The sequence below is a fragment of the Rhodoferax sp. U11-2br genome, from assembly GCF_018619435.1.
Taxonomy (GTDB): domain Bacteria; phylum Pseudomonadota; class Gammaproteobacteria; order Burkholderiales; family Burkholderiaceae_C; genus Rhodoferax.
The window spans coordinates 19,999-34,747 of record NZ_JAHFZF010000014.1 but is presented as its reverse complement, the minus strand read 5'-3'; the positions used below and the strand labels follow the sequence as shown (position 1 = coordinate 34,747).

Sequence of the window (14,749 nt, the reverse complement as noted above, 5' to 3'; positions counted from 1 at the left end):
GCCTACAAACAGGGTTGAACCCGCCGCGCCAGCCATCTCGGCTGGTCAGGATTCATTCCTCTCACCTCAAAGGCGCTCCATCATGAAAACACCCCTCTCCCTCCTCACGCTCGCCCTGGTGGCAGCGTTTGCCATCCACGGTCCAGCCATCGCCCAGGTCGCGGGTGGTAGCACCACCACCGGCATCAGCGTGGTGGAGTCCACCCAGGTCGCCCTGGGTTGGAGTGTCAAGAAAACCCTGCTGGGCAAAACCATCTACAACGAGGCAGACCAGAAGGTGGGCAAGGTGCAGGACATCATCATTGCGCCCGACAGATCGGTGTCCTACATCATCGTGGGCGCCGGTGGCTTCATCGGCATGGGGCGGCATGACGTGGCCGTCCCGGTCACACAGATCCAGGACCAGAGTGGTAAGCTGGTCATGGCAGGTGCCAGTGTGGACCTGATCAAGGCGATGCCCCAGTTTGACTACGCCAACGACACCGCCCGGCGCGACCAGTTTGTGGCCGCTGCCGAGAAAGACATCACCCGCGGCAGAGCCAAGCTGGTGGCGCTGGAGAAGCAGGCGGGTGCCGCCAGCGCCGATGCCAAAGCCAAGATCGATCTGAACATCACGGCCCTGCAACTTGATGTGAAGTCGGCCGAGGCCAAACTGTCCGAACTCAACCAGGCGGCGGCCAACCGCTGGCGCGAATTTGAAATCGGCGTGAGTGACGCCACAGCCCGTCTGCGTGCCTCCATCGACCGCAGCAGAAGCTGAGTGACGTCATGCGCCCCCCGGCCCGTTGGCCTGTGCTGGCGCGGGCTGGATGTTGGCGCTGGTTGATGGATTTTTTGAGGTCTAGCCCTTTGACAGATTGCCCTGTGTGCTACATATAAAGTAGTGTTGTCAGCGGCTGATGCCACCCACAACCCCGTGGCACGGGGTTGTGCAGGTGCGTGTGCTGGCGCTCAGTTTGGCAGGGGTGTGCCAGCCATCAGGTCGTATTGGACAAAGTATTTGCGCGCAATCACGACCAGCTCGTTTTCTGAGGGATGGCCCACCACCTCGTAGCCGACGATGTGTTTGGCCGTCTGCGGCCGGTGTTTGTCGACAAAGTGCCGGAAATCCGCCAGCCCCTGGCGCCCGCCGGTGATCAGCACCCGGGTGACACCTTCCAACGCGTCACAGACATGACCAAAGAACTCGTGCTCGGAGCGCACGCTGCTGGCGTGCTGGCGCGTCAGGTGTTGATGCTCGTGCAGCGTGTTCTCCTGGGCGTGTTCGGTGCCAAATTGCACCACCTGGGCGTTGTGGTGGTCAACAAAGACCACGGCGTGAAAGAGGCTCATGTCAATGACTCCGTTCATAAAGGGTTTGGCAGGATGTGCAGCGCAGCGCCTGCGGCTCCAGCTGCAGGCGCTCGAAAGCAATCGACGAATGGCAGTCAAGACACAGGCCATAGTCGGCGTCGTGAATGCGCAGCAGGGCTTGCGTGACGGCGCTGAATTCGTGGCTGTTGATGTCTGCCACAGCGGCCTCGACTTCCTCTTCACCCGAGCGCTGTGGTGCATCGTGCAGGTCTTGTTGCAAGGTCTGGTAGGCGTGCTGGGCCTGTGTCAAATCTTCGAGCCGGGTACCACTGTGCTGCTCCAAAGACGTCAGGCGCAATCGCAACACGTCCATCAAGGCGTTGCGCTGCTGCGGGGAGATCGACTGGCGTATGGACATTGTCTGGCACCCAAGCTTGTGAAGGAATCTGACCTTAGCTCGAGCCGCAGGGGGTGATCTGTGCGATGGCGTACAGAGCTCATTCCGGTGTCACCTCGCTGGCCCAAACGGTGAACCCGCTCAAGGTGTTGGGGCCAAAGGTGCTGGCCAATGCCACGTCGCAGGCGTCGCGCCCGCGCGCCATCAGCACACGTCCGATGCGTGGTGTGTTGTTGCGCGCGTCAAAGGTGTACCAGCGGTCACCCAGGTAGGCCTCGAACCAGCCAGCAAAGTCCATCGGGCTGGGCACCTCCGGGATTCGGATGTCACCCAGGTAGCCGGTGCAGTAACGTGCGGGGATGTTCATGCAGCGGCAAAACGCGATCGCCAGGTGGGCATAGTCGCGGCACACGCCCTGACCTTCGTTGTAGGCCTCCCAGGCGGTGCGGGTGCGCCGGGCATGGTGGTAGCCGAACTCGATGCGCTGGTGCACAAAGTCACAAATCGCCTGCACCCGCGCCCAGCCGGTGGGGCCGTGGCCAAAGTGATGCCAGGCAATTTCGGACAGCTGGTCGGTCTCGCAGTAACGGCTGCCCAGCAAATACACCAGGGTGGACTCAGGCAGCAGCTCCACCGGCGTCTGGGTGGCCCAGGGGGCCACCACGTCGGGCTCGCCACTGTCGTTGACCAGGGCGTCGGTGCTCAGCACAAACCGGCCGGGTGGCGCCACGATGCGGCTGCACCAGTTGCCAAACAGGTCGCGGTAGGCTGTCACTGGCACCGCCGGGCTGGTGAACAACAGGTCCGGGCGCACCAGATCGGGCGCGCGGGAATGGTGGATGCTCAGCGCCAGAATCATCGGCGTTGGTGCCGGGCAGTCGTAGATCATCTCGAAGCCAACGCGCATCTGCAGCCGGGGTGTCTGGCCGGTGGTGGCTGGTACCAGGGTTTGAAAAGGGGCGCGCCGTTCGTAGGTCATGGTGATCTGGTGGTGAAGGTTGGGGTGGGGGGAGTCGGTTCTCAGGAACTCACACGATAGGCGCCTTGGCGTCAAGGGTCTGTGTGCTGGCACACAGACCGGTCTGTCGTGGAGGCCGCCGCCCGGCACCAAGCGCTGTGTTGGACGGCATACAGACTTTTGGCGGTGCCCGGCGTAAGCTGTTTGGCTCCAGTGGTTGTCAGGATACCCATCAATGCACAAGGCACTCACCCAGGGTTTCAGCCGTTTTCTGCGCCGCCGGGGTGCCAAGCGGCACTTTGAGCGGCGGCCCACGCCGGGTGTCCGAAGCCCGCAGCGTGTTGGGCCTGCTGCGGCGCCTGTTGTCCCGGGGGTGGGGTCCGACCTGCTGTCGGCCGCAGCGGGTGAACCCGCTGACGTGCTGGCCCGGTGGCAATCGCGGGCCGACGGTCTGGACACGGCCGAGGCCACCCGCCGCCTGCAACGCGACGGCCCCAACGATGTGGCGCATGAAGCCCCGGTGCCCGAGTGGCTACATCTGTGGCGCTGTTACCTCAACCCGTTCAACCTGCTGCTCACCGCGCTGGCGGTGTTGTCCTTTTTGAGTGCCGACGCCAAAGCCACGGTGGTCATCAGCGTGATGGTGGTGTTGAGCACGGTGATTCGTTTTGTGCAGGAGGGCCGCTCACACCGGGCGGCTGAAGGCCTGCGCGCCATGGTGAGCAACACCGCCACCGTGCTGCGCCGCCAGCCGGGCAGCACCAGTGCGGCGGTGCCGCAGGAGATCGCGCAGCGTGAGCTGGTGGCTGGGGATGTGGTCACCCTGTCCGCTGGTGACATGATCCCGGCAGACTGCCGTGTGCTCAGCGCGCGCGACCTGTTTGTGGCGCAGTCGGCCATGACCGGTGAGTCGCTGCCGGTGGAGAAGTTTGCCCAGGCCAGTGCTGCTGCTGCTGCTGCTGCTGCTGCTGGCGCTGCTGGCGCTGCGCCGGTCGGCCTGCTGGAGCAGCGCAACCTGGTGTTTTTGGGCACCAACGTGGTCTCTGGCGCCGCCACCGCGCTGGTGGTGGCCACCGGCGGGCGCAGTTACTTTGGCACCCTGGCCAGCAGCGTGACGGCCACCGAGACGGCGCCGAACGCGTTCCAGGCCGGCATCAACAGCGTGAGCTGGTTGCTGATCCGTTTTGCCTTGGCCATGGTGCCGCTGGTGTTTGTGGTGAATGGCTTCACCAAGGGCGACTGGTTGCAGGCGTTTTTGTTCGCCTTGTCGGTGGCCGTGGGGCTGACACCCGAGATGTTGCCGATGATTGTGACCAGCACCTTGTCCAAAGGCGCGGTGCTGCTGGCGCGCAAAAAAGTGGTGGTCAAGCGGCTCGATGCGATCCAGAACTTTGGTGCCATGGACATTTTGTGCACCGACAAAACCGGCACGCTGACGCAGGACAAGATCGCGCTGGCGCGCCATGCCGACGCCTTCGGGCAGGACACCAACGAGGTGCTGAACTTTGCTTTCCTGAACAGTTTCTACCAGACCGGCCTGAAAAACCTGCTGGACCACGCTGTGCTCGACCATGTGGAGCTGGCCGCCGAGCTCAAGCTCAAGGAGGCGTATCACAAGGTCGACGAGATCCCGTTTGACTTTGAGCGGCGTCGCATGTCGGTGGTGGTGGCGAATCTGGTGGATGGCCAGGAGCGCCAGCACGAACTGATCTGCAAGGGTGCGGTCGAAGAGGTGCTGGCGATTTGTACCCAAGTGCGGTTGCCGGACCCGCTGGACGCCAGCCTGGACGGTGAGCGGACCATGCCCACCCAGCCGCTGGACGCTGCTCTGCTGACTCAGACACGGGCGGTGACCGACGCGTTGGGATCGGAAGGTTTGCGCGTGGTGGCGGTGGCTGTCAAAACCCTGCCGCCGGACCAAACCACCTATTCGGTGCGCGATGAAGCGGGGCTGACGCTGATTGGTTACATCGCTTTTCTGGACCCGCCCAAGGAATCCGCCGCACCGGCGCTGAAAAAACTCGCCGCACACGGCATCACCGTCAAGGTGCTGACCGGGGACAACGAACTGGTGACCGAACGGGTCTGCCGCGAGGTCGGTTTGCCTGCCTCCCAGGTGGTGCTGGGCGCACAGCTCGATGGCCTCAGCGACGACGCACTCAAGGTACTGGCCGAGCAACATGGCATCTTTGCCAAACTCTCGCCCCTGCACAAGGAGCGCATCGTGCGGGCGCTGCGGGCCAACGGCCATGTGGTCGGTTTCATGGGCGACGGTATCAACGACGCGCCCGCCTTGCGCGCAGCCGACATCGGCATCTCGGTCGATTCGGCGGTGGACATTGGCAAAGAAGCGGCCGACATCATCCTGATGGAAAAAAGCCTGCTGGTGCTTGACGACGGTGTGGTCGAGGGCCGTAGCACCTTTTGCAACATGCTGAAATACATCCGTATGACGGCCAGCAGCAACTTTGGCAATGTGCTCAGTGTGCTGGTGGCCAGCGCCTTTTTGCCGTTTTTACCGATGTTGCCGCTGCAGTTGCTGGTGCAAAACCTGCTGTACGACATTGCCCAGACCGGCATCCCGTTTGACAACGTGGACGCCGAGTTGGTGAAGAAGCCCTTGAAGTGGAACCCGTCGGACATTGGCCGTTTTATGCTGTTTTTCGGGCCAATCAGCTCGCTGTTTGACGTGTTGACCTTTGCCGTGATGTGGTGGGTGTTCCAGGCCAATACCGTCGCGCAGCAAACCCTGTTCCAGTCGGGCTGGTTTGTGGTGGGCTTGCTGACCCAGACCCTGGTGGTGCACATGGTGCGCACACCCAAACTGCCGTTTATTCAGAGCCATGCCTCTGCACCGCTGATGGCCATGACGCTGGCGATTGTGGCGGTGGGCCTGTGGCTGCCGATGGGGCCGCTGGCGAGTTATTTCAAGTTGCAGGCGTTGCCTGTCGCTTATTACGGCTGGCTGGTGGTTATCCTGCTGGGTTACTTCAGCCTGACCACGCTGATGAAGCGCTTTTACATCCGGCGCTACGGTTGGCAATAGGCCGACTACCGCACCTGCGCCCGTGCCGCCGCGCCATCGGCAGCCTTCTGGGCAAACTCGGCGCGCAAGGCCTTGAGTTTGGCGCGCGGGTCTTCTTTGACGGTGTTCTGGTCCAGGCCCATTTCTTCAATAAAGCGGCTGGGTTGAGCCTGCACCATCTCGCGGCCCTTTTTGCGTTTGCGGGTCCAGCTCACCGCCAGGCTGCGCTGGGCGCGGGTGATGCCCACGTACATCAGGCGGCGTTCTTCCTGCAGGTGGGTGGTCAGTGATTCGTTGGCGGCCTCCATGGCCTGGGCTTTCTGCAACGCGCTGGTCGGCCCGGCCGGTTCGGCGTCGGGGTTGTCGCGCAACTTGAAGGGCAGCATGCCCTCGGTCACCCCCACCAGCACCACATGCGGCCACTCCAGCCCCTTGGAGGCGTGCAGGGTGGATAGTGTGACCACGTTCTGGTCTTTTTCCTGCTCGGAAATGGTCGACAACAAGGACACGGTCTGCGCCACCTCCAGCAGCGACTTGACCTCACCCACCGCGTTCACACCCGAGGCGTCGTCGATCTGCCCGCCACAGCGCCCGCTCATCCAGTCGATGAAGTCGAGCACATTGCTCCAGCGGGCGTTGGCCACCTGTTCACTGTCTTCTCCGTCGTACAGGTATTGCTCGTAACCGATGTCCTTGAGCCAATCCATCAGAAAGGTTTTGGCGGCCTCGACGCCCAAGGTGTGGCGCGCGCGGAACTCCAGGTCGTTGACCTCGCGGCCAAACTCGTGCAGGCTGCCCAACGCTTTGCCCGAGATCACGCTGCTCAGGCTCGATGAGAACAAGGCGCCAAACATGCTGAGTTTGTAGCGGGACGCAAAGTCGCCCAGGTGCCCCAGTGTCTGGTGGCCAATGCCACGTTTGGGTGTGGTCACCGCGCGCAAAAACGCCGGGTCGTCGTTGTTGTTGATCCACAGCCGAAACCAGGCGCACAGGTCTTTCACCTCGGCCCGGTCAAAGAAGCTGGTGCCGCCCGACACCTTGTACGGGATCTGCGCCTTGCGCAAGGCTTTCTCGAACGGTTTGGCCTGGTGGTTGGCGCGGTACAACACCGCAAAGTCGCGCCATTCCTTGAACTGCGGCCCGGCGTGAGGCAGGCCGTTGGCGCGCAGGCTCTGGATACGCGCCACCGCGCGCTCGGCCTCGTGTTCTTCGCTGTCGGCATCGACCACCCGCACCGGCTCACCTTCGCCGAGCTCGCTGAACAGCGTCTTGGGGAAGAGCTTGGGGTTGGGGCCAATCACGTTGTTGGCCGCGCGCAGGATGGCCGAGGTGGAGCGGTAGTTTTGCTCCAGCTTGATGACCTTGAGGTTGGGGAAGTCGATCGGTAACTTTTTCAAGTTGTCGAGCGTGGCACCGCGCCAGCCGTAGATCGACTGGTCATCGTCCCCCACGGCGGTGAAGCGGGCCTGTTCGGGGCCGTTGCCACCCACCAGCAGTTTGAGCATCTCGTACTGCGTGGCATTGGTGTCCTGGTACTCGTCCACCAGGAAATGACCCGCTAGCCCTTGCCACTTCTGCCTGACCTGCTCGTGTTGTTGTAGCAGCTTGAGCGGCAGGCCAATCAGGTCGTCAAAGTCCACCGCCTGGAACGCGGTGAGCCGTTCTTCGTAGTGCGCCATCACGCGGGCAATGATGCGCTCGTTGTCGTTGTTGGCGGCGGCCAGCGCACTGGCCGAGTTCATGCCCTGGTTCTTCCACAGGCTGATGGTCCATTGCCAGCTGCGGGCGGTGGCGGCGTCGACACTGCCACCAGCGTCTTTGAGGATGCTGGTGACATCGTCGCTGTCCAAAATCGAGAACTGCGGTTTGAGCCCCAGCACCGCGCCGTCTTCACGCAGCAGCCGCACACCCAGCGCGTGAAAGGTGCAGATCACCACGTCTTTGGCCGCGCGACCAATCAGCCCCTTGGCGCGCTCGCGCATTTCGGCGGCCGCCTTGTTGGTGAAGGTGATCGCAAAAATGCGTTTGGCTTGCACGCCGGACTGGATCAGCCGACCAATCTTGTGCGTGATCACCCGCGTTTTGCCCGAACCCGCCCCGGCCAGCACCAGGCAGGGGCCGTGCAGGTAGTTCACCGCTTCTTGCTGGGCGAGGTTGAGACCGCTGGGGGTGGGGCTGGACATGGAGGAGGAGATACGCGCAAAGGGGGCGAATCATACCCAGCCGAGGCATGCCCCCGGGTTTTTGGGCCTGTTTGGTCCCGCTGTCAACCGCGTTGGCAGTGAGAGGACGGGTCAGGCGCGTTTTTTTACAGAAGCCTGACAAAGCTCAATTGCGAGTGGCTATCAACCAGCTACCCTTGGCGCTCGATATTTTGAAAAACACACGATCCTTGTGATCGCAAAGGAAAAGCATGCACCCCTGGTTGACGTATACCGTGTTTGGCGTGGTGGCCGCCTTGGCCAGTATTGCGCTGTTCTTTTTCACCCTGACACGAGGGGCGTTGCTGGTGCGTGGTGCCTTGGGGCGCTTGCAGCAGGAAGCAGCCCATGTCTACCCCATCTACTCCAACATGCGCCTGATCCGGTTGGTGGACTACCAGCCCATCATTGCTGGCATCCTGCTGTTCCAGTACAGCCGCTTGGTGTCCATCATCACCCACAGCCTCAAACGCACGGATTTGACCGGCCAGCAGGTGCTGATCACCTCCTGCGCCTTTGGCAACGTGATGCCGCGTGTGGTCAAGGCGGCGGTGCAGGCCGGGGCGGCCAAGGTGTTGGTGGCTGACATCATCCAGAACGAACTCGACCACGCCAAGAGCAAGTTGCTGGACTACACCGGCAAGATCACGTACCAGAAGGACGACGCCATCGCCATGAACCAGGCCGACGCCTCGGTCAGTGCCAATGTCATGTTTTTCCTGCTGCACGAGCTGCCACACCACCTCAAGATCGAGGCCTTGGCCGAGGCGATGCGGGTGCTCACCCCAGGTGGCAAGCTCTACCTGGCCGAGTTCCACCGCCCGCGCCCCTGGCTGCTGCGCGCCCTGAGCTGGACCTATTTCAAGGTGTTTGAGCCCTATGGCCTGGCGCTGTGGAGCACCCACGACCCGGTGAACCTACTGCACGAGATGCCCGGCGTCAGCTGCGAGCGGCATGTGGTGTTTTTTGGCAACTTCCAGGTGATTGTGGCCACCAAAGCGGCCTGACCCTGCCGCATCGGGGGCGGATGCCCCCAGCTCCTCGGGTGACACCGGGTTGATGCATCAAAACCCCTTCAAGCCCTTATTCAATAAGGGCTTGTTGCTTTTAAATCAGCAGTGGATCGACATCAATCGCCCAGCGCAGCAGGCCTTTGCACTGCGGCTGGCTGCGCATGGCGTGCAGGGTCGGTTGCCAGGCGTTCAAAAAGCGTTGCAAGGCCGCACGCGAGGGGCTTTCCAGCAGCATCTGGGCGCGCTCCACATTGGCCACACGCTGGATGCTCATCGGCACCGCCGGGTACAGCGTGATGTGTTCACGCCAGGGTGCCAACTCAGTCAGACCCTCGCAGGCGCTGCTGGCGCTGTTCAAGAAAGCCTGCGCCGCTTCCTGCGTGCGGGCGTCGGCGCGCACCAGCGCCTGGAAGCTGAACGGTGGCATGCCCGCCTGTTGGCGCTCCACCAGCTGCGAGGCGGCAAAGGCCGGGTAATCATGCTGTTTGAGCGTTTCATACAGCGGGTGTGTCGGGTGAAAGGTCTGCACCCACATCTCGCTGCGGCTGGTGTTGCTGGCGTCGCGCCCGGCCCGGCCTGCCGCCTGCATCAGCAGGCCAAACAGGCGCTCGGGGGAACGGAAGTCGCTCGAGAACAACGCACCGTCGGGGTTGATCGCCGCCACCAGGGTGATGCGGCGAAAGTCGTGGCCCTTGGCAATCATCTGGGTGCCCACCAGCACATCGACCTCGCCCGAATGCACCTGCGCCAGCTGGCTTTCCAGCGAACCCTTGAGTTTGGTGGTGTCGGCGTCGATGCGGGCAATCCGCACCGCGCTGCCGTCGGGGCGGCTCATGCCGCTGAGCAACAGAGCCAGCTGTTCCTCCAGCCGCTCGGTGCCACGCCCGACCGGGGCGATGTCCAGGCTGCCGCAGTCCGGGCAGGCGCGTGGCACCCGTTCGGTGAAACCGCAGTGGTGGCAGCGCAGCGTGCGGTCGATCTTGTGAAAAACGCGAAAGGCGCTGCAATGCGGGCAGGCGCTTTTCCAGTCGCAGTCGGCACAGTTCAGCACCGGGGCGTAACCGCGCCGGTTCAGGAACACCATGCTTTGTTCACCGCGCGTGATGCGCTGGCCAATCGCGTCGAGCAGCGGCGGCGAGATCACTGAGCCCTTGGGCTGGTGGTTCATGTCCACACGCCGCACCAGGGGAAGGATGGCATTGGCGCCAACCCTGCTCGGCATCTCCAGCCGCATGTAACGCCCGCCTTCGGCCGCCGGGCGGCTGTGGTACCAGCTCTCCAGCGAGGGTGTGGCCGAACCCAGCAGCACCTTGGCGCCCTCCAGCTTGCCGCGGTACACCGCCAGGTCGCGCGCCGAATAACGGGCACCGTCCTGGCTTTTGTAACTCGGGTCATGCTCTTCATCGACCACGATCAGTACCAGGTGCGGCATCGAGGCAAACACCGCCATGCGGGTGCCCAGCACAATGCGTGCGTTGCCGCTGTGCGCCGCCAGCCAGCTCGCCAGGCGCTGCGCCGGGGTCAGGCCGCTGTGCATCGACACCACCGCGTCCTCACCATACTGGGCGCAAAAACGGGCTTTGAAACGCTCTTCGAGCTGCGGCGTGAGGTTGATCTCGGGCACCATCACCAGCACCTGGCTGCCGTCCGAGCTTGCCAGCACATCGGCGGCGCAGCGCATGAACACCTCGGTCTTGCCGCTGCCGGTGGCACCAAACAGCAAAAACGGCCCGGTATTAGCGTCAAATTGGCCAATAGCCCTTGTCTGCTCTGGGGTCAGTGCTACCAATTCAGGAATATCCTGAGGCGGGGTGGCGTCTGTGGCGGGTGCGGCCTGCGCCTTGAGCTGGCTCTTGGCCTTCTTTTTGAGTTTGCGCGCCAGCTGCAGGCTGCTGATGTCACGCAACTGCGGCGGCAGCGCGGCCAGCGCCACCTCACCGGCCGAGCGCTGGTAATAACTCGCGGCAAAGTGGATCAGGGTTCGCCAGTGGACACTCAGCGGCGCCAGCGCGTCCAGCACCGCAGCAACTGGCCGCAGTTTGCTGGGGTCCAGCGGCGGCGTGTCCTCGCTGATGGGGTGCTGCTCCCACACCACCCCGAGCAGCTCACGCTGGCCCAGCGGCACCCGCACCAGGGTGCCCGGGGGCAGGGCATGCTCACTGGTGTAACTCAGGGCACCGGCCATCTGGCTGTGTGCCGGGGTGTGGACCAGCACCGACACCAGGGTGGCGGCGACTGGCTCAGCTTGGGAGGGGGTGTTCAAGTGAACTTGCGAAATTCGCCTTAAGTCGTTGATTCTGCGAGGGTTTAAAGTTCATCCAAGTTTTCTGTGGATAACTTTGTTGATAGCTCGTCGATAGAGGCTGCCGGGCCTTGTAAATCAAGGGTTTTGTTAGCCTGCCCAAAAAACATGCAAAATTCAAAACCCTTTAAAATCAACTACTTACAACTGCTATGCGTTTGATAGTGTACTTGATAGGTGGGCTCGTGACCCGCACTGTGGTTCACCAATTTTGTGCATAAGTGGCAATTTTTTTTGCTGGAAACTGCCAAAAACAGGCCAAAAAGTGCTAGCCAGCCGCCAGCGACTCAACTAGCAGGCGCCACGCATCAGGCGTGAATGTTTGTGCACCGCTTCAACCAAGGCCGCCACATGTTCGGGTGGGGTGTGCTGGCTGATGCCGTGGCCCAGGTTGAAGATGTGGGTCGGGCCAAAGCCGGGTCCGCTGTGCGGTGTGCCAAAGGCGTTGAGCACCTTGATGACCTCGGCCTCAATCTTTTCGGGTGGTGCAAACAACACGTTCGGGTCCAGGTTGCCTTGCAGCGCCTTGCTGCCACCCGCAATGATGCGGGCCTTGGTCAGGTTGGCGGTCCAGTCCAGGCCGAGTGCGTTGCAGTCCAGTTGCTCCATCTCATCCAGCCACAGGGCGCCGCCTTTGGTGAACACAATGCTCGGGATGGTGGCGCCAGCCCAGGTTTTGTGCAATTTGGCCAGCACACGGCGGGTGTAGGCCAGGCTGAATTCCTGGAACGCGCCGTCAGCCAGCACACCACCCCAGCTGTCAAACACCATCACCGCCTGCGCACCGGCTTCGATCTGGGTGTTGAGGTACAGCGCCACCGCGTCGGCGTTGATTTCCAGAATCTTGTGCATCAGGTCCGGGCGGCTGTACATCATGGTTTTGACCAGGCGGTAGTCGTCACTGCCAGCGCCTTCGACCATGTAGCAGGCCAGCGTCCACGGGCTGCCGGAAAAACCGATCAGCGGCACGCGGCCATTGAGCGCTTTGCGGATCGAGGTGACCGCGTCAAACACATACTGCAGCTTGGCCATGTCGGGCACTTCAAGCTTGGCCACAGCGGCTTCGTCACGCACCGAGTGGGCAAACTTGGGGCCTTCACCCAGCGCAAATGACAGACCCAGGCCCATCGCGTCGGGCACGGTCAGGATGTCGCTGAACAAAATCGCGGCGTCAATGGGGAACCGGTCCAGCGGTTGCAGCGTGACTTCGGTGGCGTAGTCCACATTGGTGGCCAAGCCCATGAAACTGCCGGCCTTGGCGCGGGTGGCACGGTATTCCGGCAGGAAACGCCCGGCCTGACGCATCATCCACATGGGCGTGTAGTCAGTCGCCTGGCGCAAACAGGCACGCAAAAAAGTGTCGTTCTGGAGGGGGGCGAAGGAGGGTGTGGATGTGGTAGTCATGTCTGAATTGTCGCATTGTGTCGTGGCAGGTTGACACATGTAAACTCAAATTTGCCTTGATTCTTGATCTGGCGCAAGTGGCCAGCTCACCGTGACACACAGGCCGCCCAGGCTGGAGGGCGTGGCCAGAACCTGCGCCCGGTAGACCTCTGCAATGCGCCGCACGATGGACCAGCCCAGCCCGCTGCCCTGTTGTCCGCTGCCCAGCCCCCGGAAAAAACGCTCCCCCAGGCGCGCCAGATCGGCCGCGGGCAAGCCCGGGCCACTGTCGTTGACTTCCAGGTGCACCAAGCCCGCGCTGGTGTGCACACGCAGGCTGACCTGGGCGCCATCGGGGCTGTAGCGCAGCGCGTTGTCGAGCAGATTGCGGATCAGCACCCCGGTGAGCATCTCGTCGGCGCTGATCGGGCCGGTGGCGCTGGTGTCCAGCGTCAGCACCTGCTTGCGGGCCAGCGCGCCGGGGGCCAGATCGGCAGCCACACGCTGGGCAATCTGGCACACATCCACCCGAACACCCTGCGGCGGGTGGCCGGCGGTTTCCAGCCGTGACAGTGTCAACAACTGGGCCACCAGGTGGGTGGCGCGGTCACACCCGGCCAGTGTCTGGCGCAGCGCCTGGTCCCGCTCGGCCACGTTGGACCCGGCGCCCAGCGCCACCTGGGCCTGGGCGCGGATCGCGGCAATGGGGGTGCGCAACTCATGGGCGGCGTCGGCGGTGAAGCGTCGTTCAGCCACCATCATCTGGCCAATACGCGCCAGCAAGCTGTTGAGGGAGGACACCACCGGCGCCATCTCGCTCGGGGTGTCGGTGATGACCAGCGGCGCCACACTCTGCGGCTGGCGCTGGGCGAGCGCCTGGCTCAGGGTGCGCAAGGGGGTCAGGCTGCGGCGTACCGCCAGCCAGCCCAGCAGCGCCAGCACCGGCAGGGCCACCAGCAAGGGCATCAGCAGCGACTGCATCATCGCCCACAGGATCGACCGGCGCGAGCGCAACTGCTCTCCCACAAACACCTGCACATCGCCCTCCTTGCCCTGGGCGCCAAACACACGCCAGGGGCCTGCCCCGGGCAGTACCACCGTGGCAAAACCACGCAGCTGCGGCGACATCGGTGTGTCGGGGGCGGAGCCGGAGTGCAGCGTTAACTTGCCATCGTGAAACACCTGGAACGCCACCCGCGTGGCGTATTTGTGCAAGGTGGGGGCGTCCGGGTGCTCGTCATCGCCGAAGGTGTGGCGGCGATGGGGTCTGTGGCTGCGCTCGGCGGCATCGGCGTCGGTCTGCTGGGCCACCAGCAGCGCGGCTGACTGCGCCAGGTGGGCGTCGAGCAACTCGTCGAGTTCATGGCGGGTATCGACCCAGGTCAACACCGCCGCCGACACCCACACCCCAAAAATCAGCAGCAGCAACAGCACCAGCAGGCGCGCCTGCAGTGAGGCCAGCCGCTTGAACAGGCTCATGCTGCGGGCGCCACCGGCGTGTCTTTGGGGGGCATCAGGGTGTAGCCGACACCACGCACGGTCTGGATCAGCTCGGCCTGCAGTTTTTTGCGCAGGTGGTGGATGTGCACCTCCACCGCGTTGCTTTCCACCTCATAACCCCAGCTGTAGAGCTGCTGCTCCAGCTGTTCGCGTGACATGACCCGCTCGGCGTTGAGCATCAACACATGCAAGAGGTCAAACTCACGCATCGACAAACCCACGGCTTGCCCGGACAACGTGACCGTGCGTGCCGCCAGATTCACCTGCAGTGCACCACAACTCAGCAGATCTTGTGTGTGGCCGTGGGCGCGGCGCACCAGCGAGCGAAGGCGTGCGCCCAGCTCAAACAGGTCCACCGGCTTGACCACATAGTCGTCGGCGCCACCGTCCAGCCCCTTGATGCGGTCGGGCACCGCGTCACGCGCGGTCAGGATCAGGATCGGCAGGGTGATCTTCTGGCGCCGCACCGACTGCAGCACCTCCATGCCATCTTTGAGCGGCAGGCCCAGGTCCAGCACGGCGGCCTGGTGTTTGTCGTAGCCGATTTCGCGCTCTGCGGCCAAGCCGTCACGCACCCAGTCCACCAGAAAACCCTGCTGGCGCAGCCCGGTGCGCAGGCCGTCGCCCAACAGGGGGTCGTCTTCAGCAAGCAGGATACGCATGGTGTGGGTCGGACG

General features: G+C 63.2%; 11 protein-coding genes. 3 read left to right on the top strand and 8 right to left on the bottom strand.

Annotation, left to right across the window (positions count from 1 at the left end):
- Window positions 1–82 precede the first annotated feature (82 nt).
- Complete coding sequence (locus KKO72_RS10775; protein ID WP_214938114.1) at window positions 83–760, top strand: PRC-barrel domain-containing protein; 678 nt, start codon at window positions 83–85, stop codon at window positions 758–760.
- A 191-nt stretch (window positions 761–951) separates the two neighbouring features.
- On the opposite strand, the gene KKO72_RS10770 is transcribed toward KKO72_RS10775, so the two are convergent.
- The 3 genes from KKO72_RS10770 to KKO72_RS10760 form a co-directional block, all read right to left on the bottom strand.
- Window positions 952–1,332: a hypothetical protein gene (locus tag KKO72_RS10770; RefSeq protein ID WP_214938112.1), complete on the bottom strand. Its 381-nt coding sequence runs from the start codon at window positions 1,330–1,332 to the stop codon at window positions 952–954.
- A gap of 1 nt (window position 1,333) precedes the next feature.
- A complete protein-coding gene (locus KKO72_RS10765) occupies window positions 1,334–1,711 on the bottom strand; it encodes a TraR/DksA C4-type zinc finger protein (protein WP_214938110.1) in 378 nt (125 codons plus the stop codon).
- A gap of 79 nt (window positions 1,712–1,790) precedes the next feature.
- Window positions 1,791–2,603, bottom strand: coding sequence for a transglutaminase family protein (locus KKO72_RS10760; RefSeq protein ID WP_214938197.1), 813 nt, complete (start codon window positions 2,601–2,603; stop codon window positions 1,791–1,793).
- A gap of 280 nt (window positions 2,604–2,883) precedes the next feature.
- Here KKO72_RS10760 and mgtA point away from each other — a divergent pair, with 280 nt between their 5' ends.
- Window positions 2,884–5,694 carry a magnesium-translocating P-type ATPase gene (gene mgtA, locus KKO72_RS10755; protein WP_214938108.1) on the top strand — a complete coding sequence of 937 codons (2,811 nt, stop codon included), beginning with the start codon at window positions 2,884–2,886 and terminating at the stop codon, window positions 5,692–5,694.
- Between the two features lie 5 nt (window positions 5,695–5,699).
- Here mgtA and KKO72_RS10750 read toward each other — a convergent pair whose 3' ends face one another.
- On the bottom strand, window positions 5,700–7,856 hold the full coding sequence (locus tag KKO72_RS10750; protein ID WP_214938106.1) for an ATP-dependent helicase: 2,157 nt from the start codon (window positions 7,854–7,856) through the stop codon (window positions 5,700–5,702).
- A gap of 230 nt (window positions 7,857–8,086) precedes the next feature.
- On the opposite strand from KKO72_RS10750, the gene KKO72_RS10745 reads away from it, so the two are divergent.
- The gene (locus KKO72_RS10745) at window positions 8,087–8,881 is read left to right on the top strand and encodes a methyltransferase domain-containing protein (protein WP_214938104.1); all 795 of its coding nucleotides are present in this window, start codon (window positions 8,087–8,089) and stop codon (window positions 8,879–8,881) included.
- A 100-nt stretch (window positions 8,882–8,981) separates the two neighbouring features.
- Here the strand turns inward: KKO72_RS10745 and priA are convergent, their stop codons facing one another.
- From priA to KKO72_RS10725, 4 genes are all read right to left on the bottom strand, one after another.
- Entirely contained in the window at window positions 8,982–11,150 is a 2,169-nt protein-coding gene (gene priA, locus KKO72_RS10740; protein ID WP_256445085.1) for a primosomal protein N', read from the bottom strand.
- A 330-nt stretch (window positions 11,151–11,480) separates the two neighbouring features.
- Entirely contained in the window at window positions 11,481–12,593 is a 1,113-nt protein-coding gene (gene hemE, locus KKO72_RS10735; RefSeq protein WP_214938102.1) for a uroporphyrinogen decarboxylase, read from the bottom strand.
- A gap of 45 nt (window positions 12,594–12,638) precedes the next feature.
- Entirely contained in the window at window positions 12,639–14,051 is a 1,413-nt protein-coding gene (locus KKO72_RS10730; RefSeq protein WP_214938100.1) for an ATP-binding protein, read from the bottom strand.
- Window positions 14,048–14,734: a response regulator transcription factor gene (locus tag KKO72_RS10725; RefSeq protein WP_214938097.1), complete on the bottom strand. Its 687-nt coding sequence runs from the start codon at window positions 14,732–14,734 to the stop codon at window positions 14,048–14,050. Before KKO72_RS10725 ends, KKO72_RS10730 begins: the two co-directional genes overlap by 4 nt.
- Between the last annotated feature and the right edge of the window lie 15 nt (window positions 14,735–14,749).